The sequence below is a fragment of the Legionella beliardensis genome, from assembly GCF_900452395.1.
Lineage (GTDB): Bacteria > Pseudomonadota > Gammaproteobacteria > Legionellales > Legionellaceae > Legionella_C > Legionella_C beliardensis.
The window spans coordinates 2,613,346-2,634,421 of the sequence record NZ_UGNV01000001.1; the positions used below are offsets into that span (position 1 = coordinate 2,613,346).

Sequence of the window (21,076 nt, forward strand, 5' to 3'; positions counted from 1 at the left end):
TAGTTCGATAACTATACCATAGCTGAAAATGAAGCATTCATTGCGCCTGCCAAGTTGCAAATTCAATGATTGAATTTAATCTATCTCATGAATTCTATTAAGAAAACCATTAATCACTCCTTAATTCTTGTAACGATAACCTGTGCCTTTTTTACGGTGGGTTATTATATTCTTCATGTTAATAAGGGATATAACTTGCTTGATGAAGGTTTTTTTTTATTAAGTAGCGCTAATCCCACAGATGTTAAACAGCAATTAACGTCGTTTAATTTTTACCTGCATTTTTTAATGCACTTTAATAGTAATATCATTTTTTTAAGACTTTTTTCATTAGTTATTCATCTTATTTCTTTAGGATTATTATCGTGCGCGTTCGCACGACTGCTAACTCTAGACACTATAAATAAACGATTAATTATTTTACTGACAGCTTGTGCAATGGTAACGGTTTATGGCTTAAATCTCATGTTTCCTACCGAGCTTAATTATAATTCATTTACCCTACTAGGCGCTGTTTTCTTTTACAGCATTATGATTTTTCTTCTAACTTCACCAACAGAGCGCTATACCAATTTTTATTTATTTATGCTCGGTTTTATTGCGGTTTTTATTTTTTTCAATAAATTTACTTCTGGATTATTATTAATTTTACTCTCCTTTTTTGCTTACATTTTAATTTGTATCAAAAATAAAAAATTTGCCAAACAAGCTTTATTATTTTTAATGCTAGGATTTTTATCGCAGTTAATAATTTATTTTAGTTTAATACAAAATTTACATGACTTTTTTACAGCTTATAAAAATGGTTTTCAATCTCTGAAAATAATGCCATCTAATCACTCACTTGCTCTACTTGCCGAAAATTACCAACAAGCAAAGGAATTAATTGCTTTCTCTTATGAAAAATACAAACTAATTTTTTATCTTCTAATCCTAAATTCTTTAACCGGGCAATTGTTCACTTTATTAAAACGTTGGCATAATTACCGACTGTTCTCCTGCGAAGTTTTAATAAACCGTTATCTTAATTACGGCGTCTTACTTTTATTTTTCTATCTTAGTTATAAAATTGACAAAAATTGGAGTATAGGTCGCTATAAAGAATTAGCCTCATTTTACTTCTCGGCAATGATACTCATGCTATTAGTCATGTTAGCAAAATTAAGCGGGCAAAATTGGCGTGCATTTCTTGCCATTGAAAAGCACAAAGTATTACCCTTAGTACTGCTAATCTTATTTTTAATATTACCACTCATTATTGCAATTGGTACGAATAATATAATCTATGTGCAAATACTTTTGAGCTGCTTTCTTTGGATGCCAGTTATTGTTTTTTTAGCCCATGAAATTTCAAAAAAACTTGGCAGAATGTTTATCTATTTAACGATTGCAGGGATAAGCGTTTTTTCTACTTATCAAGCCTTGTTTAATATGTATGAGTTTCCCTATGGCTTATATGGAAATTTACCTGCACAAAAATATTTAACTGATGTAAATAATACCAAGCTCTATGTGGATTCAACCACCAAATTTATTATAGAAAGTACGCGTGCGGAATTAAACAAATGTGGCTTTAAACCTAATGATTATCTAGTAAGCTTAACCGATCTTCCGGGTCTTACCTACGCTGTTAAAGCTCGCTCACCATCTTGCCCTTGGTATTTTGGCCTGTATAAGGACAGTGATCAATTCATTAAATTTTGTTTAAATTTATCTCCGGAAATTAAACCAACCTATTTGCTGCTTGATTCTTATCAAGGACAATGGCCATTATTCTCGGCTAACCAACTAGGGGCTATTTTTAAAAATTACACATTGTGTGGGGAAGTGAAAAATATTCCTACTGAAGGTGGCGTATGCTGCAAAGCTCGAGTGAATAATATTAAACTATTTAAACTCAATGCCCTAGTATAAATCAATCTTTAAAGAAAACGTGCTAGTCAGGCATGTGTTCCAAAGAATTGGTAAATGCTATAGACAACTGTCTGTAAATCTTCTTCACTTAGTTGATAATATAAGGGAAGCCTTACTAAGCGCTCACTTTCAACAGTCGTGTATTTATCTTCCCCAATAAACTCTGAGTATTTAACACCAGCCTTGGTATTATGTAATGGTACATAATGAAAGGTTGACCAAATATTTTGACTCTTAAGGTAAGCAATTAAACGGGTTCTGGTCTCTAAATCAATGCATTTTACGTAGAAAATATGACCATTGTGCTGACATTCTTTAGGAATAGTCGGCAATTGGATGTCGCCTTGCTCGGCAAGATTCAATAAAGCATCATAGTATAAGTTCCAACTCTTAAGCCTATCCTCATTGATTTCATGCGCAATCTCAAGTTGAGTCCATAAATAAGCCGCATTCATATCACTCGGTAAGTAACATGATCCAATGTCACACCACGAATATTTATCAACCTCGCCGCGAAAAAACTTATTACGATTAGTTCCTTTTGCTCGAATTATTTCTGCTCTTTCTATAAATTTAGAATGATTAAGTAAAATTGCCCCGCCCTCGCCCATCGAATAATTTTTTGTTTCATGAAAGCTAAATGTAGCAATATCACCAAGTGAGCCTAGGGATTTATTTTTATAACAAGACATAACGCCTTGGGCGGCATCTTCAATAAGCAAAAGATTGTGTTTTTGCGCAATTGCTTTAATAGCATCCATCTCACAAGCAACACCTGCGTAATGCACAACGACAATTGCTCTCGTTTGCGATGTAATTGCTTGTTCAATTAAAGTCTCATCAATATTCATTGTATCTGGTCGAATATCAACAAATTTAATTTTTGCCCCGCGTAATACAAACGCATTGACTGTTGAAACAAAGGTATAGGCAGGCGAAATAATTTCATCACCTGGCTCAATATCAGCTAAAATCGCTGCCATCTCCAAAGCATGCGTACAAGAAGTCGTTAGCATTACTTTAGTAATATGAAACTGCTGCTCAAGCCAATGATTGCATTTTTTGGTAAATTCGCCATCGCCAGAAATTTTATTATTTTTTATGGCTTGCTGAATATAATCAAGTTCTTTACCCGTGTTGGGTAGTCTATTAAAAGGAATCATATTAACTAATAAGGCTCATAAAATAAGGGGTTTTTGCTTAATTAAAAAAGCAATTAATAAAAAACAACCGGAAAAAAAGTGTAAACCAAGTACGCAATAAGCTGTTTTAGCCTTCCAATTAGAGGATTGATTTAACAGTAGCTTCAATGAAAATAAAAATAAGATATAGTTGGCAGCAATACTACCCCATAAGTAATTTGCTGAATTGTGCATAGGATATTCTGCTAAGAAGGAAAACATGCCTAGCGCCACTAGAAAAGTAAGCCATGCCATTAGCACATATTGATCTATTTTTTTGTAAAAAAAAATCAAAACAGTTAGTGGGAAAGCTATCGAGAGAATAAGGGATATAAAAATATGAGGAGAATAGGTTTTCCAAACTAAAAATGGTGCTATTTTTGTGCCAATAGAATGATCAAATAAATCATTCTGTACAAAGGTAAAATACCATTGATAAAATAATGTAACTAATATAGGTAGCGCAATAATTGCGGGTTTAACGATAGCCTCTCTATATTGCCCTAATCTTAAGTTAAATATAAGCAGCGCTAAACATAGTACAGGTATAAAAGCTAGGGCATAATTAGGTTTACAAAAAATACTAATAACAGCGAGCGCACTTATTATAAAAAATGGGTATAATTTGTCTGATTTAAAGTGATTTAATGAGTAATAATACAACAATAAATAAACAGGCATCGCTAACGTTAGCGTTGAATTATGCCATTGATTGGCTGCTATATTTCCCAAATAAATGTGAAATTTACTGATAAGGACTTGATTAGGATACTTATCAGGCGGGTAATAGCTTAAGATAGGCATGATGACAAGCAGACCAAAGGAGAGCAATGCGACTAGTTTGCTATCAATTTTCTTAGCGTTATTAGTTATTAGTATGAAATAACTTATCAGGTATTTAATACCCACTAAGGCTGCTAATAACATTATCGTTATAAACGCAAGATGTTCAAAGCGAGAAGAAAAGCCAGATAAAATTTGTACTAACTTATACCAAACAGTATAAACAGGAAAACTACCCTTAGTAGAAAAATCTAAAATAAATTGCGTATGGACAGGAATATCACTTATCCAATGTCTTTTACCGCTAGGCTGCCAAACTTGAAAATAAAATGAATTATAAAAAACAAAAAAACTAACAGTGACAGCTGCAATAAAACCTAAATAAATAAATTTATCTCTTCTTACTAATATCATCCTGACTCTTTAGTAACAGCCTACACCTTTCACCAAGGCTCAATAGACCTCATCTGAACTATGACACTCTTTGAGATATAAGGCCTCATAACGCAGCAAATCACGTTTGCGCTCTTTAATTCTTTTGGCAGGAATTCCTACGTAAATCCCCCAGGGCTCAGTGGATTTTGTCACCAAACTCATAGCGCCAATTGAGCAGCCTTCAGCAATATGAGCATCAGGCATCACTACCGCATTGCTGCCAATAATAGCATGTTTACCCACGGAAAGCCTGCCAAATTTTTCCTTTTTAAATTGTCTCGGAATAGTTGGATTAGTCAGTGTCTCACCATAATAATCATCTGATTGAGTGAACAAATTGACATAATAGGCCATGGTTACAAAGTCATCTATTTTAATACCATGAATCCCACCTGCCAAATTACCATGAACGCCCATAAACACATTGCGACCAAGCTCAATCCGACCGGACAGTACACAAAAGTCATCGATACGTGAATTATCACCAATTGCTATTTGCTGGGCATTATAGATTTTCGCTGTATTACTGATTTTTACATTCTTCCCTAAATAGTTAAACTTAAGGCTTTCTAGCTGTGATTGCGTTAAATATCCCACTACTCCCTCTTAAAAACAATGTGCGCACAACATGATATGAAATGATGGCTGTAATACCGGTAACGAAAATTTGCGCGACATATGAATTAACTTTCAACCAGTCAACAAACACATGTAACATTACTAAATTCACCAATAATAATAAAATATAATAAATAAAATAATAAAAAATAGTTTTATGATCAGATGAGGAATTAGTAAAGACTAAGGCATTATTCATAAAATAACTTATAATAGTGCCCAGCAGATAAGAGACGGTGCTAGCAAATAAGTAATTAAAATTAGCAAAAACCAAGCCTGCATACAACAAATAAGTGATTAGATTATAAGTGCCAGCCACTATAATAAATTTAATAAATTGAGAATTATCAGTAATTAATTTCATAAGCCATGTATTTCATCAAGAACATATAAAGGACGCCTGCGACTTTCATCCAAATTACGCCATAAATACTCGCCAATCACCCCTAAAGTTAACATTTGAACACCGGAGGTAAACATAATAGCTACCATGACTGCTGACCAACCAAGATGCGCTCCAAATAGACACTTTTGCATAATAATGTAAAATGCATAAATTAAGCTTAGTATACAATCAATCAAGCCAATAATAGATATTGTTTGAATAGGAACGTATGAAAAAGCTAACAGAGAATCTAAGGCTAATTTAAGTTTTTTAGAAAAAGTCCACCGGGATTCGCCTATTTCTCGTGCTTGTCTATTATACACCACTTCTGTGCGCTTAAAACCTAACCAAAGTACTTGCGCAAATAACGAGGTATTTTTCTCTTCAATTTTAATTAAAACATCAATAACCTGTTTATCAGCAAGAAAACAATCAAAACCGCCAAGTGGCATGTCTTTAAGAGCATAACGTTTCATTAGGCGATAAAAAACAGATGAAAATAATTTCTGGCTAAATGATTCAGCGCGTTGATTGCGTACAGCAACCACCACCTTATAGCCTTCTTGATATTTTTCAAATAATTGCAAGATCAATTCGGGAGGATCTTGTAAATCGGCAGAAATGACTACCGCACAATCACCAGACATGTGAGTAAGCCCTGCGCAAATGGCAACGTGTTGTCCAAAATTGCGTGATAATTTAAGCAGCTTAACTTTATCATTGCCTGCACGTAATTTGAGCGCTTCTTGGTAGGAATTATCTTTAGATCCATCATCAACTAAAATAAGCTCATAATCAGGTAATTTAGGTAACACTTGCGTGGCTAAAATACTATACGTAGCTGGCAGATTTTTTTCATTATGATAAACGGGAATAATTATAGATATCATTTTTGTCATTTATTTTATAACTACTGAATACTTTATACCTTTTGATAATCCTGATGCACACTGAGAATACAAGACATAACCATAAGTACCATTTTTCCCAGGTAAGGTGTTGTCTGTAAATGTCACAGCTGTTCCTTTCCAAAGGAGAACATCTTTATAGTTATTCACTTGATAATTTGCTATCGGTTTAGAATTTTGCGGCGCTTGCCAGCTTAAAGTAATGGCCTTTTTATTAGAACTTACTTTAGATTTTATATTAGCCGGGGGTAAACACTCCGTGGGCTCAGGCTTTTTTGAACATTGAAGCATGTGCTGAGAAAACTCGTAAGGTTTACTTTGTGCATTAGCGCCGCTACATTTACTACTAGCCTTAGTATCACTGCAAGGCCTATCGCGGCCTACAGACCACATTGATAACCAAGCAAGGTTATGCTCTTCAGCAAACACATTAAGCGTATCTGTATTGGCCAATGTAAATAATTCGCCTGGAATGTCATTAACACCAATCATGGGAGTCAATGCAAGGATTTGCCAAACTTCTGCAGATGACTTTTGTGGATAAACGGTTTTTAAATAATTAAATGTACTCATTGCCGCCTGCATGGCATAAACCGCCATATCTTTTGTATAAGCAGAGCCATAATCCATCACCATGATATTAACTACATAATTTAAATTTGCTTTTGTAGCCTCAGAAACAACTTTTTTTCCTAAAGAACCTAACCCATCAGGCATCACAGGTAAGGTAAAGCTAATTTTTAGATTGGGATTATTAACAACAATTGTTTTTAATGCGGTGATAATATTAGGTACATTTACTGTACTATGTTCGATGTCAAAATCTAAACCTGTAGGCTGATAGATATTAATAATATTTTGATAAATAGAAATGAGCTGGGAAACTGAACATTTATTAGATAAATCGCGTGGGTCAGCGCCCCCAAATGAAATCCTGTATTCAAGCCCTGCTTTGCGCATATTAGCCATTAACTGTTGGCCCCACCCAGAAGCCACTGAGTTATTACCGCTCCAAATAGGGTCACAAACACCATTGTCTTTTATAAACGCTAAATTAAAACTCTTAATACCCGTTTGTTGTGATACAGCGACTAAGTCTTGGGGTTCATTACCATTCATATTACTCGACATTTGCTGGTAGGGAGTAAATAAAATACATTGATTAGCGGTTGGGTCAACTGAAAGTCCTATGCCTTGAAGGGGCGCTGCCAGTGAAGATAAAGTAAAAAATAAAGCGCCTACGCCAGCAATATATTTTTTCATTATGGATTCCTTTCTTTTTATTATTTGACCTAACGCGTTACTTAAACAAAAATTCAAAATTATAAAAATCTTAAATTTAAATGAGTCTTTTAAAAACAATTTTATTCAAAAAATTTGAATAAATAATAACTGCCATTTTCACTATAAAAGAGCACGATTTAACATTTAATTGCTTAGGGAAGTAAATGATTTGATTATATAATAAAGTTAATTTTAAAAATACAGTTAAGCTGTACTGATGTTTATGGGCCAATCGCTGGATTATTGTAAGTTTCTATTGCCCTGTGTTGTACCGCACTTAAGAGTAAATCTATTTTTTCATTTTGATTTTTACCTTTTAAATCCATATTTTCATCGAGAAAACAACATAATACTTTACATAGCTGTCCGTCTTTTATAGCATCTGCATGCGTCTGCAAATTAACATTTTCCCCTCTTAGTCCTTGAATCAAAAGAGTAACTGCTAAAATTTTATCCTTTCTATCATGAACACCAAACACCGTTTTTTTATCACTTTCAGTAATGCGTTTATCAATATAATCCTCTAGCTGCTCAATTAGATTAAGCATATCTATGCTCTTTATTGCATCCAGATTTGTAAGCGCTTGCACTCGGCTTTTAAAGGCAACTGTAGGATTGTCTTGCACCCCTTTTGCTGAAATTATCAAATCCCTGAGCAAACGATAATTACTGACAATAGCCTCTTTATTTTCTGGATTTTCTTTGATTAATTGCGCTACTTTATTCGTTACGTATTCTTCAATACTGCCAGAAAAAGGCGGGCAATTTTCTGTCCTTATCCACTGAATTTTTCCATCTTTAAGAGGAAAGTCGTGACTTTTTAATAGGTGATTGGTTGCTTGACTGAGTGGAATTCCAAGCTTTAAAGCACGATCAACATCAAGTTGTACCTGCATGATATTGGCAACTTTATTTAAATTTCTGCCATTGGTTTGGGTAAAATTTTCTATTTCTGCAAATATTTTCTCTAACGCTTGAGCAGTATTGTCTGAACCCGCTAATTTTTTACCAGAAATATTTTGATAGATAGCGCCGAGAGACTCTTTAATATGCTCGATACCTTTTAAATCGCCAGTAGTTTCGAGGTGTTGAATGGCTTCCTCAAATTCATGTTTAGCACTTGATACGCCAGCTGTTGCTTTGCTACTAAACTGTTGGCCCATTTCCCTTAATGCATCAACAAGCTCCTGTGACGGTATCATGCCTGGATAATCTCGCCATAGCTTAGATTGCGCACGTGGTACGCCAGCCACATAAGCACGATTAAAAAAATCCAAAATGGGATTATTTTTATCTTCTATTTGCCCGCCACTAAGTTTAGGTGCATTCAATAAGTCATTTAAGGCATGGCCAAAATCAATCCTTGCGACATAATTATCTCCGCCCTCGGTAATAACAAGCATATTTCCAGGGTTAACGTCATGATCACCTACAATGGCAGACAGCACTAAAGCACGAGCTAAGCTTGGCTTTAATTCACTGATCCCCGGATGTGCCAGCGACACCTCTCCTGGCTTTGTTACTTCTTTATTTTCAGAAATAAATACTGCATGCTTTTTGCCTGGCGGAATCACTAGACCTATTTCTTGTACATAACCATCTAGCGTTCTTACACCATCTTTATCACCCTCTAAGTATTTAGAGGCAACATTTAATCTCTTTTGCTCTGCGTCATAGACAAGGCATACTTCTGGAACTTCTAAGGGTAATAAAGCGCGCCCAATGCATGAGGCAATGACTTCACCGAAATTCTCTCGGTCAGTATGCTTTGCTTTAATACGCCTTAAATAGTTAGGATTATCGAGGATAGAGGGCTTGAGTTGATAGTATTTGCCAGTTAAATCTTGTACCCTTACACTTCCAGTCACACCGCCGGTATGATTTTTTTCCTTTGTGTTAAAATCAGATATCCCTTTCATAAGTCCTCTCAATGAGAGTTTTATATTAATATAGTTCATATTTAAACCAATTTGGTAAATTATATTAAATATTGTTAATTTTTAACTCGAAATAAAAGTTATTAAAACCAGAAAAAAGATTGATTCAGACAAGGAAAAATCTAATTTTAGAGAAACAAAGGGATGTAGCCTGCAGCAAGTGTAATGAAGGTATTACAATAGGTTTAATAAAACATTCTCTATAAATCCCTGCTATATTAATATACTTAAAGAAGAATGGATTTCTAACGGCCTATCTTAACGCAGTACAATTAGCGTACTAAAGGCGCCGAGGTTAATAATGGATGATAAAAAGCGTAAGGATTATGAGCAACGATTATCATTAATCAAACCTTTCTTAAAACAAGGAAAAGTTGTAGCTACTGAAGATATTATCCCACTGCTAGAAGTCGCCATTAAATCTCGCGATATTGTTTGTCTTGAAGGCGATAACCAAAAACAAGCTGATTTTTTAGCACGTAGTTTATGTCAAATTAATCCGCAAAAGATTAATGGCTTGCATATGGTACAATCAGCTATATCCTTGCCTGAGCATCTTGATATTTTCGAGCGGAACATCGCTGAGAAAATTGATTTTTCCTTTGCCGGCCCGCAAGCAACACGCTTAGCGTTAATGATTCAAAAAAATCAAATTAAAATCGGTAATATTCACACTTACAATGAGCTTTATGCACGCTATATTATGGATTTAACGCCTAATGTGGCCCTTATTACTGCTGAAAAAGCCGATGTACAAGGCAACTTATTTACCGGTCCCAATACTGAAGAAACACCCGGTATTGTTGAAGCGACAGCGTATAAAAATGGTGTAGTGATTGCGCAAGTTAATGAACTAGTTGATGAATTACCACGTATTGATATCCCGGGTGGATGGGTGGATGTCATAGTTAAGGCACCAACAAATGCCTATATTGAACCTCTGTTTACGCGCGATCCTGCTTTAATTGATGAAATAAAGATACTCATGGCCATGATGGTTATCAAAGGTATTTATGCGCCTTACCAAGTAAATCGCTTAAATCATGGTGTTGGTTTTAATACCTGCGCTATTGAGTTAATTTTACCAACCTATGCTCAATCACTGGGCTTAAAAGGTAAAATATGTAAGCACTGGATGGTCAACCCTCTGCCCACGCTTATTCCTGCCATTGAAGCAGGCTTTGTGGAATCCATTTTCTGTGTCGGTGGCGAAGTCGGTATGAATGACTACGTACGGGCTAAGCCAGATATTTTTTTCACCGGCCGTGATGGCTCTTTACGTTCTAATCGTCTGTATGGTCAATTAGCGGGCCATTATAGTTGTGATGTTTTTATAGGTGCTACCTTACAACTTGATCTGCAAGGTAATAGCTCAACGGCAACCAAAGGCCGGGTGGCAGGATTTGGTGGCGCGCCTAATATGGGCTGTGATGCACCTGGACGACGACATTCTTCTTTTGCCTGGCTTAAAGCAGGTGCTGAGTTAAATAAACATAAACCATCGGCAATCCCCAGAGGACGCAAGCTGGTTATTCAAATGGTCGAAACATTTCAAAGTGCTGGCAAGCCTACGTTTGTAGAGCGCTTAGATGCATGGGAATTACAAAAAGAAATGCAAGCAGAATTACCACCAGTCATGATTTACGGCGATGATATCTCTCATATCGTTACTGAAGAAGGCATTGCCAACCTGCTACTCTGTAAAGATTTAGCAGAACGCGAGCAAGCTATTCGAGGTGTTGCGGGTTATACCCCTATAGGCTTAGAACGGGACGATGCAAAAGTTACAGAATTGCGTGCTCGTGGGGTTATTCAAACACCAGAAGATTTAAACATTTCTTTAAAAGAAGCTGATAGAGATTTACTGGCAGCCCAGACTATTCATGATTTGGTAACTATTTCTAATAATCTTTACTGCCCACCCAATAAATTTAGGAACTGGTAGGACTATTTATGGATAAATATGACTATAGTTTTGCACTAGAAAAACAATTAAAGCCTGGGCAAATAATTAAAGTAGGTGTGGCAGGTTCAGGTAATGTAGAAGTAGTGATACAACCAACGCAAGACTTAAATCAAACCACGATAGACGTTTATACTCAAGTCTTAGGTTTTAAAAGCACATGGGATGAAGTAATAAAACGCTACATTAGTGAATATCCCTACTCAGGTTTACACATTACCCTTTATGATGCAGGCGCAACGCCACCTGTCGTGGCTTTAAGATTACGTCAAGCCATTGAAACCTACCAAGCAGGCTATCCGCAAAGAGCATGTTATACCGAGGCTAGCGCTCGCAATAGAATTTATTCTTTAGTAGATGAAGGCAGTTTTAAGGAATTTTTATTAAATAAAAATACCCCTAGCCCTACTCTGCCTCAACTTAATATACAGGTCGAAACAGATGATGGGGTCATTATTGGCACAGCGCAATTTGCAGGAATGAACGTAGCCATTGCTTCACAACAGAAAGATTTTATTGGTGGCTCCGTGGGGGAAGTTCATGGTGCAAAAATTAATGGCTTAGTTAAGTACGCCATCAAACACAAACTGCCGGCAATCGTGCTTTTAATTGATAGTGGCGGTGTGCGCTTACAAGAAGCAAACGTAGGCGAGATTGCAATATCGGAAATTATTCGTTCTATCCTTGAGGCGCGCTCAGAAGGTATCAACGTGATTGGGGTGATTTGTGGCAATAATGGCGCTTATGGTGGTGTGGGTATTATTAGTGGCACACTGGATTATCTTATAGTAAACCAAGGCGCGCGCATTGGCGTCTCAGGCGCTGAGGTCATTCAAGCTGTACAAGGCATTGAAGTTCTGGATAGTAAAAACCGTCCCTTAGTATGGCGCATCTATGGCGGCAGAACTCGTTATTTGCAAAACGCCGCACAAGCCTATACCACTGATAAAATGAGTAACATACGTGATTCTATTATTAGCGCCCTAAAAACCCTTAGCTATCAACCTTCATTAGATTTAGAGCAGGTAAAAAATGAACATGCTCTTTTGCAACAACGGGTTAATGGGGCACAAAATTGTAATGAAGAAGGTGAATGGGTAGCTAAAAATAGGCCTGAACTAGCTGAACACGATATATTTAATTGCTCAGATAAACAATTTCTATCCTTAGTCTAGAAAGGAAATAGCCATGATTAATGATAAAATAACCTTAAATGAATTACTTTCGAGTGTCTTCAGTTCTCATCAAACAGAAGTAAAAAACAATATTATCTTTGGCTCAGGTCTAATCAATAACAATCGTTACAATATTATCGGCACCATAGAAGACACGGTATTTGGTGTTGATGAGAGTTTGGAAATGGCAACCCAGGTATTAAATCTAGTACAACAAAATAATCACGATCCCATTATTTTGCTTGCAGACGTTGTTGGTCAAAAACTAGCTGTTCGCGATGAATGGCTAGGCATGTATGCTTATTTTGCTCATTTACTAAAATGCCTGCACCTGGCTCGCAAACAGGGCAACAAAATTATGTCTATCATTTACAACCAAGCCATAGGTGGAAGCTTTATTGCCTTTGGCATGATGGCTGATCGCATCATCGCCCTTAAAAATACAGAGTTAGCTGTTATGTGGCTAGAAGGAATGGCTAAAGTAACCAAGCTAGATATTGACATGTTACGCTCAATTAGTGAAACGTCACCCGTTTTCGCGCCTGGTGTTGAAAACTTTAAAAAATTAGGTGGCATTCATGAAGTACTCAGTTTAGAGCAAGTCTCCCAATACATAGAGCAGGTTATCAAAGAACCTTCCATAGTAATAGATAATAGAGCTCAATTAGGTAAACAATACGGCGGCCGCACCATGGCCTATGATCTCATCACCGCGATTGAAAATTTATGAGCTATCAGCGCCATACGCTGTGTTATTTACAGCCTGATACACAATCTATAGTTTCGATCGCGCCACAAGAAAATAATTTACTGCAATATTGGCTGCTTCAAGGATTTCCACTTATTTATACTTATCAACCCCCACATCTTAAGCCAGACCAAGTACAACTCGCTATTCCCTATTTTAAAATAGCTACTCAAGAAAAAATTAGAATGAGCTTTGTCTTTTCTCATTTATCAATCATACAAAGTAAGCCTCTGCCTAGTTTAAATGAGGTATTTCCAAGCTTAAACTTTAAGTCGACTATTGCTATGCGAGTTTATGGTTCTTTCTGTTGGCAGCATCTGACGCAACAACCTTATGTACGACCGTCATCGGACTTAGATATACAAATCTTGTATTCCTCTGAATCGTTAATTGAACTTAATCATTTACATTCTATTTTAAGGCAATGCCTACAAATACCAGCCATTGATGGTGAAATCCGTTTTCCTAATTTTGGCGACTGTTCATGGCTTGAGCTTATTGAATCTTCTGCTGGTGAAAATATTTTATTTAAATCCACCCAACAGATCTATTTATTACCGCGAGAAAAATTATATGCAGCCTTTCCAACATTGCTTGCTTAGTCCCCAGCGCATTGCACGCTTTTATACCAAAATAGCCGTACGTGCTTTGTATGATGAGTTGTCCTTGTACCCTAAGCCAGGTTTGGTCAGTTTTATCGATAATGGCGCTCATCAAGACATGAATGGCTTATTATTTTTACGCAGTCTCTTTAGCCTAAGGCATTATTTTTTTAATATAAGCCTTCATGCAGCACTTGGCGATAGACCGCAACAATTAGTGCCCTGGGGATTAAAAGCCGAACAAGTTATGTATCAAACTACAAGAGGAATTAACACCCACCGCGGCGCTATTTTTGCTTTAGGTATTTTGTGTAGCACCCTGTCACGCTTAAGTATGCAAAAACGGGAATTTACACTTAATGAACTGCAACAAGCTATTATAAATTTTTGGTCAGATTATTTAAGCACCGAGCATCAGAATCTTAATACACATGGCACTGTTGTAAAATATAAATACAATGTTGCTGATGCCAAAGAAATAGCCATTCAAGGCTATCAATTAATCTTTACAATCTATAAATCTCTTGCACACTACCAAGACGATCATATTCTTTTTGGCATTCTTGCCTACCAACAACTCCTGCTTAACCTAGATGATATTAATATTCTCTATAGAGCGGGGCCTAAAGGGCTAGCCTTTGCACGCCAGCAGATTAGCAAAGGGATTTCCGCCTCTAACCGTGAAGACTCTATTGACCATATGATTCATAGCCATCAACTCTTTTCGCAACATAATATTAGCCCCGGTGGTGTTGCAGACATGCTAAGCATGCTTTATTTTTTAGTTTATTTATTTAAAGCAAAAACGCAACCTACCACAAATATAATAAGGAACTGTCAGTCGATGGGAATAGAATAATGACTATTTTATGCCTCTTTTCAGGACAAGGTTATCAAGAGCAGCACTTATTTAAGCTTTTTGAGGGCAATCAACAAGCCTTAGAATTACTACATGAATTTTCTAATGTAGCGTCCTTAGATTTTACGCAACCTACCCTACCCATTACCGACCCCCAATATAGTCAATTAATTATTGGCAGTTATCAACTTATTCTATTTTGGCTACTTAAACCCTTACTAGCAGCTCATCGACTGGATTTTGCCGGTTATAGCCTTGGTGAAGTTTCAGCATTTTTAGCAAGTACAAAAGCTTCTGCTGCCATTGCTTATCAAGTGCTTTCTTATAGAACTGAATTAATGACTTCTCTATTAAAGCAATATCCTAATAACAAATATGATCTGCTGTCAGTAAGAGCAACTGTGAGTTTAGAAGAAATCAATTTACTGTGCGCCCGTCATGAATGCTTTATTGCCATCATTAATGTTGAGCATCATTTTGTAATTGGAGGCACACTTCCTAACTTGAAAAAACTGCAGCTTGAATTGTCGCAAAATTACTTAAATGTTAGTAAGTTTCTAGCTATTAACCTTCCCTCTCATACGCCATTATATAGAGAGCAAAAAGGGTTATTAAAAAAATTTTTATCGCCTTTAAATCTGGAAACACTGCACTACCCCATTCTCAGCCCCATTAAATTGACAAAAATTTTTGCAAGCGTTGGAGAGCAAGCGCTTTTAGATCAAGAACTTTATACAACGATTCAATGGGATAAAATTTGTAATCTCATAACAGAATATCAATATGATTTAATTATCGATTTAGGCCCAGGACAAGCGATGACTGATTTTCTTAATTTAACTAATAATAAATTAACTATCTTAACTCTATCCCAATTTAAAAGTATTAAAGGCATCATGACAGCTGTGATGAATCATTTGAGCTAATGATTGCAATTGGGCTAAACGTACCTTCTTAATCAGCTGTTTTCCATTAACCCAAATTTGCCATTTTTGTCTTTTCCACCTTTAGATTTTAGAAAATTTTTATTTCTAAATTACAAATTAAGCTAACTCTTTAATGCATATATCCAATCAACTTAAAAGCAATTTTTCACAGCTTGATTCTTGTGTTTAACTTAAACGATTTACATACATAAATATTGCAAACTTTTTAAGTTAAATAAATACAAGAGCAATAGCGAAAATTTCATACTTTCAGGTTGATATAGATATATATTCATGCACACGTATATAAAATAGTATTACAGTTAAGTTTTATTATAATAACCTTATAATTGAAAAAAATAAGATAGTTTTATAGCACAAAACACGAATTATTCATTATTAGCCAATACAGTTTGTTACATAACACAAGTTGTCATTTCTTGTTTATCGGCCTGCTCCACGAATGTCGGTAATATGGCTAATTGTTTTTCAAAATCTGCTTCAAATTCATCCAACACTTGAGTTGAAGATAATTTTTTTTGCCCAAGATAATATGCATCATCCTGCTTATGTTTCATGTACTTCTGAGTAATTCTTTCATAGAAAAACTTTTGTACTTCAGCGCGATTTAATTTTTCTTTAACAGCCGGGCAAATGCCTTTCTCAACAAAAAAATTATCATAAAGTGCATTAAGCCGATTACTGAGTTGCTCAAGCACACCCACGCGATGCCTTTCAAAAGCAACTGTACTTTGATTGTGCATTCTAGCCTGCAATTCTTCCATGCCAAGATTAACAAAAATGGCGTGAAACTCATTAGGATTAACCCTATTTAACATATAATTTAAAACTTGTTCTTGCAAAAGGCGGCAAGCATTGTCTTGGCTAATCAACGTATCTGATGCAGTGGAGTTAATTCTGTTACCGTATTCTCTTTTTTGGGCATCAAAATAACTAGTGAATAAATATTCTGTACGTGCGGTGAAAATAAAGCATTCTTGTTTAATAGTTAATAATATTTTTTCAAAATTATTTTCTTCAGGGCTTAAACCTAATTCTTTTTCTATATCTTTAGCAATGAGCTCAAAAGAAATTTTATTTTTATCCTTACTGGTAATTTGTATAGTTAAACTTGTAACAACTCGCTCAGCAAGTTCTAGTGACTCATTTAGATTATATTTTGTGAGCTGGCTTAATTTTACTGCTAAAGAAAGTTTAAGCTCATCACGCATACAACATAGATGTTTTTGCGCCAGATGATTTAAAGTGTTGTATAGATAAATATTTATCCTTTTATACTCATCTAAAGCCTTGCTGTCATCTTGATTTACCAAGGCTACGCTCCTGTTCATTTCATCACTTAATTGTTGAACTGTGTTATTGAGTTCCGATTTAAATTCAGCAATTTTACTAGCTTGGTCTGTTAATACTAATTGCCTCAAATTATTTTTTATATCCTCTCTTTTAAGCGCATTTTTAGCTATTTTTTTGTCAAATATATCCTGCTGCTCTGCTAAAAATTTCTGCTTTTCCTCTTCAATCTTTCCTTCTAATTGTTTGACAAATTGTTCATATTTCCTAGCCATAGCTGCATCTTCAGGCTCTTGCAACTTCTCAAATATGGTAGAGTTTTTCTCTGGCTGACCTTGAGTTAAAGGTTTTTGTTTAAGGGTTTCATTAGCTTGGGCTTTAGAAGCTAGACTTAATTGTCTTTCATGCTCAAGTTTTTCTTTGAAGGTTTTAATACTTACTTGTTTTTGCTTATCACATTGAGCAGCGTAATCACTCAGTTTATCTTCAATATTTAGAAAAAACGCTTGTTCTCGAGTATCGATCGACTGTAATTCTTTACCTAGATCTTCAATTGAAAGAGGTTTACTTTTGTCTAATTTAAACAGCATAATGATTTTTCTCCTTAATTTGCAATGATTTTTATATACTCAAATTGGAGTAAAACACAGCTCTGTTCCTTTTTCAACACACTGCTTATTATATTGGCATAATGAGCTATAAGCCTAGATTATACTTAGCTCTTTAGTTTTAAGTTTTCATTTTCTTATATTTTACCTTTTTAAATTACACTCAAGGATTAGTGCAACGCTAAAAAAATTAAAAACTAATCAATTAAGGTCTTTGATTATAATGATAATTTGATGATCATGAACAAGCTTTTTGGCTTCTAGTTAGAGCAAGGGTAGGGAAAAATGCTATAAGTAACGCGTCTATTAAAACAAATTTTATATTAAAGCTATACTTTTATTATAAAACTGCGGCCTAGTTTTTTATACAAAGTACCTAATTAAATCACTATTTTTAATTGTAGATTGGCCATTAAACTTGTTAAGGAAGATTATATCAATGAAATTTGATAAGCAATTTTTAATTAATATTATTAATTTTCAATGCTTATCGATAAAAAATTGCAATGAACAAGTTCGACTACTTTATAAACAATTATCTAATTTTATATTAATATCAGAGAGTTTAGTAGTTACAGGGTTGTGTATTGTTCTTTGGGATATCAGTAACCGCCCTTTACTGATAGGCTGGCTTATCTATATGTATTTAATTTGTGAGGTAGGCCGCGGTATTTTAATTGCATTTTATAAAAAAAATAGAAAAAAATTTGATTATAATTTTTGGTTAAATTTATTTTGCTTAGGCGTTTTTTTCTCAGGCATCGGCTGGGGTTTTGTTAGTCTTTTTCTTTTACCAAAACAAGAAGATACCCATCAACTTATTACCCTAATTGTTTTATTTGGAGTAATTACAGCGGCAAATAACTTATACTCGCCTGTTTTTATTATTTATACATTTTTCTTAATTTTAGCCTTTTTGCCAGTAACTTTGTGGTTTTTCTTGCAAGGAGACCTCTATAGCTTATTAGGTTTAATGAGCTTACTTTATTTAGTCATTGTACTTAGTGCGGCGTATTATAGTCATAATCTTCTTTTAACTTCATTAGATCAAAATGATAAAATTCAGGCAAAAAGCGAAGAAGTTAAACACTCACTTGCAGTAACAAAAGCCATTTTAGAGTCAACCAATGATGGCATACTTGTAGTAGATTCACACAATAAAATTGAATACTATAATCAAAAATTTTTAGAAATCTGGCAATTTGATCAAGAATTTATTAAATCGCACACTCACGATGGCGCGGTAACTCAAGCTATAACGCAGCTCGAAAATCCCGATCATTTCTTAAAGCGCCTTAAATATATTACCCAACACCCAAACCTAGATAGTTTTGATGAGTTAAACTTTGTCAATGGCAAACGCTTTGAACGCTACAGTAAACCCCATATTTTAGAAAATAAAATCATTGGTCGCGTGTGGACTTTTCATGAAATTACTGAGCGTAAAAAAATGGAAAAACAAATAATATTTCAAGCAACTCATGATAATTTAACCGGTTTACCCAATCGAGCTCAGTTAACTAAAAAACTTTATCAAGAAATAAAATATGCCAAACGATTTAAACTCAATTTAGCCGTCTTTTTTATCGATCTCGATAATTTTAAAAGTATTAATGATAATATGGGTCATGAAGCGGGCGATATTTTATTGCGTCAAGTTGCAAAAAAATTAATATCTAGCCTGCGTGAAACTGACTCTGTTTTTCGATTTGGGGGCGATGAATTTGTCATTACTTGTTTAGTCCAACAAATGGAAGAGCTAAATAATCTAATCGAAAAAATACACTCTCGATTAATAAATCCAATTAAGATTGGGTTAAATAACGTGTTTATTACTGTAAGCATGGGTATAAGCATTTATCCCACACACGGTAAAGAACCATCAATTCTGTTAAAAAATGCCGACATTGCAATGTATTGGGCCAAAAAACAAGGACGAAATTCTTACTCGATTTATAAAGAAGAGCTCAGCGAAAGCTCTAGAAGGCGTATGGCACTTTTAAGCCAATTACACTTAGCTATTAAAAGAAACCAATTTTCCCTTGTTTATCAACCTATTGTTGATATAAATAGCGAGCAAGTTTGTTCTCTTGAAGTACTTTTGCGCTGGCATCACCCTAAAATTGGCAATATTTCTCCTAAAGAGTTTATTCCTTTAGCAGAAGAAAATGGCTTAATTATCCAAATAGGAGAATGGGTATTAAGAGAAGCTTGTAAACAAGCTAAAATTTGGCAAGAAGAAGGCCTTAATGCTATACAATTGTCTATCAATGTATCTGGAATTCAAATCAGTAAACAAACATTCTCCAATACATTAAAACAAATTTTAAAAGACAATGACTTAAAACCAGAATGCCTAATTATTGAGTTAACTGAAAGTACTTTGATGTCAAATCAACAAACCATTTCAACTACCCTTGAACAATTAAGAGGTATGGGAATAAAAATTTCAATAGACGACTTTGGCACAGGGTATTCTAGTTTTGCTTATCTTAAAGATTTTTCAATAGATAAAATAAAGATTGATAAAACATTTATCCGCGCCTGCCCAACTGCCTCTAATTGCATCTCAATTGTTAAAGCAATTATAGCAATGGGAAAAAATTTAAATCTATGCATTATAGCTGAAGGCGTAGAAACGCTAGAACAGCTAGATTTTTTAAAAACAATAGATTGTAATGAAATACAAGGCTTTCTCTTTAGCAAGCCATTGCCAGCTGAAGAAGTTTCGAAAATAGTTAATACTAAGCTAAGTAAAAGACTTGAAAAAAAAGGATTGATAAATACGCAATAATTAATCAGCCTAATGCTTAATTAAAAGCTTTTATTAAATGCTGCAATGGCTCTATTATCTAAAGATTCGCCTTAATCTTTCTATTTCCAATAATTAAACATTAAACCATGAATACCAAAAATTGGGTCAGCTTCAGGCAAGCCAACTTGTTTAATATTAATATCAACCAGCGGATGTTCATCTGCTCTGCCATATCTTACATCATAATCAACATCGTTAGGATAAGAACCTATGCACTTAAAGTCTTTAGAAGAACTGATATTTTTGTGCGAGACGCCTGCCGGAAAAATAATAACATCTCCTTTACTAATATTATAAATATTGCCTAAGTCACCACCAATTTGAACGCTACACTCTCCTGCAATAATAATTAATGCTTCGTGCGTATTGCTATGATAATGATGATAGTCATAAATACTATCCACCCAGGAATTAATCCAACCATTTTGTTTTAAATACTTTTGAATTAAGTCTGGGCTTGGAGTAGAAAATTTAAAAACTTGGTTATAAATTAGTAAAGGATATTGCGAATTATTGGGAAAATAATCATTAGGAAGTATTAAATCATGTATTATTTCTTTTGGCCGCTGTGGTAATAAATCATTCATGTATTAAATAAAACTCATCTTAATAATTCTAGATCTC

The 21,076-nt window shown here is 34.8% G+C and carries 17 protein-coding genes; 8 read left to right on the forward strand and 9 right to left on the reverse strand.

The features are described from left to right. Positions 1–87: 87 nt before the first annotated feature. Positions 88–1,914: a hypothetical protein gene (locus DYE47_RS11480; protein ID WP_115303418.1), complete on the forward strand. Its 1,827-nt coding sequence runs from the start codon at positions 88–90 to the stop codon at positions 1,912–1,914. A 26-nt stretch (positions 1,915–1,940) separates the two neighbouring features. Here DYE47_RS11480 and rffA read toward each other — a convergent pair whose 3' ends face one another. The 7 genes from rffA to DYE47_RS11515 form a co-directional block, all read right to left on the reverse strand. Next, entirely contained in the window at positions 1,941–3,077 is a 1,137-nt protein-coding gene (rffA, locus tag DYE47_RS11485; RefSeq protein WP_115303419.1) for a dTDP-4-amino-4,6-dideoxygalactose transaminase, read from the reverse strand. Between the two features lie 15 nt (positions 3,078–3,092). Beyond that, a complete protein-coding gene (locus DYE47_RS11490) occupies positions 3,093–4,292 on the reverse strand; it encodes a hypothetical protein (RefSeq protein ID WP_115303420.1) in 1,200 nt (399 codons plus the stop codon). A gap of 39 nt (positions 4,293–4,331) precedes the next feature. Further along, positions 4,332–4,910: an acyltransferase gene (locus DYE47_RS11495; protein WP_115303421.1), complete on the reverse strand. Its 579-nt coding sequence runs from the start codon at positions 4,908–4,910 to the stop codon at positions 4,332–4,334. Beyond that, positions 4,873–5,295 carry a GtrA family protein gene (locus tag DYE47_RS11500; protein WP_115303422.1) on the reverse strand — a complete coding sequence of 141 codons (423 nt, stop codon included), beginning with the start codon at positions 5,293–5,295 and terminating at the stop codon, positions 4,873–4,875. Before DYE47_RS11500 ends, DYE47_RS11495 begins: the two co-directional genes overlap by 38 nt. Further along, positions 5,292–6,206: a glycosyltransferase family 2 protein gene (locus DYE47_RS11505; protein ID WP_207385180.1), complete on the reverse strand. Its 915-nt coding sequence runs from the start codon at positions 6,204–6,206 to the stop codon at positions 5,292–5,294. The genes DYE47_RS11500 and DYE47_RS11505 overlap by 4 nt, the downstream gene beginning before the upstream one ends. Before the next feature lie 9 nt (positions 6,207–6,215). After that, positions 6,216–7,487: a chitinase gene (locus DYE47_RS11510; RefSeq protein ID WP_115303424.1), complete on the reverse strand. Its 1,272-nt coding sequence runs from the start codon at positions 7,485–7,487 to the stop codon at positions 6,216–6,218. Between the two features lie 242 nt (positions 7,488–7,729). Beyond that, positions 7,730–9,427: a hypothetical protein gene (locus DYE47_RS11515; RefSeq protein ID WP_115303425.1), complete on the reverse strand. Its 1,698-nt coding sequence runs from the start codon at positions 9,425–9,427 to the stop codon at positions 7,730–7,732. Positions 9,428–9,746: 319 nt separating this feature from the next. Here DYE47_RS11515 and mdcA point away from each other — a divergent pair, with 319 nt between their 5' ends. From mdcA to DYE47_RS11545, 6 genes are read left to right on the forward strand one after another with little or no spacing between them, the layout of a single operon-like run. Continuing rightward, the gene (gene mdcA, locus DYE47_RS11520; protein WP_115303426.1) at positions 9,747–11,390 is read left to right on the forward strand and encodes a malonate decarboxylase subunit alpha; all 1,644 of its coding nucleotides are present in this window, start codon (positions 9,747–9,749) and stop codon (positions 11,388–11,390) included. A gap of 8 nt (positions 11,391–11,398) precedes the next feature. Further along, positions 11,399–12,583, forward strand: coding sequence for a biotin-independent malonate decarboxylase subunit beta (mdcD, locus tag DYE47_RS11525; RefSeq protein WP_115303427.1), 1,185 nt, complete (start codon positions 11,399–11,401; stop codon positions 12,581–12,583). A 13-nt stretch (positions 12,584–12,596) separates the two neighbouring features. Further along, the gene (locus DYE47_RS11530; RefSeq protein WP_115303428.1) at positions 12,597–13,313 is read left to right on the forward strand and encodes a biotin-independent malonate decarboxylase subunit gamma; all 717 of its coding nucleotides are present in this window, start codon (positions 12,597–12,599) and stop codon (positions 13,311–13,313) included. Further along, positions 13,310–13,933, forward strand: coding sequence for a phosphoribosyl-dephospho-CoA transferase MdcG domain-containing protein (locus DYE47_RS11535; RefSeq protein WP_115303429.1), 624 nt, complete (start codon positions 13,310–13,312; stop codon positions 13,931–13,933). The genes DYE47_RS11530 and DYE47_RS11535 overlap by 4 nt, the downstream gene beginning before the upstream one ends. Beyond that, complete coding sequence (locus DYE47_RS11540) at positions 13,905–14,792, forward strand: triphosphoribosyl-dephospho-CoA synthase (RefSeq protein ID WP_115303430.1); 888 nt, start codon at positions 13,905–13,907, stop codon at positions 14,790–14,792. Before DYE47_RS11535 ends, DYE47_RS11540 begins: the two co-directional genes overlap by 29 nt. Further along, complete coding sequence (locus tag DYE47_RS11545) at positions 14,792–15,718, forward strand: ACP S-malonyltransferase (RefSeq protein ID WP_115303431.1); 927 nt, start codon at positions 14,792–14,794, stop codon at positions 15,716–15,718. Before DYE47_RS11540 ends, DYE47_RS11545 begins: the two co-directional genes overlap by 1 nt. A gap of 416 nt (positions 15,719–16,134) precedes the next feature. Here DYE47_RS11545 and DYE47_RS11550 read toward each other — a convergent pair whose 3' ends face one another. Beyond that, positions 16,135–17,619, reverse strand: coding sequence for a hypothetical protein (locus tag DYE47_RS11550; RefSeq protein WP_115303432.1), 1,485 nt, complete (start codon positions 17,617–17,619; stop codon positions 16,135–16,137). Between the two features lie 457 nt (positions 17,620–18,076). Here DYE47_RS11550 and DYE47_RS11555 point away from each other — a divergent pair, with 457 nt between their 5' ends. Further along, positions 18,077–20,431, forward strand: a complete 2,355-nt coding sequence (locus tag DYE47_RS11555; protein WP_115303433.1) for an EAL domain-containing protein — start codon at positions 18,077–18,079, stop codon at positions 20,429–20,431. An 80-nt stretch (positions 20,432–20,511) separates the two neighbouring features. Here the strand turns inward: DYE47_RS11555 and DYE47_RS11560 are convergent, their stop codons facing one another. Beyond that, positions 20,512–21,039, reverse strand: a complete 528-nt coding sequence (locus tag DYE47_RS11560) for a cupin domain-containing protein (RefSeq protein WP_115303434.1) — start codon at positions 21,037–21,039, stop codon at positions 20,512–20,514. Positions 21,040–21,076: the final 37 nt, after the last annotated feature.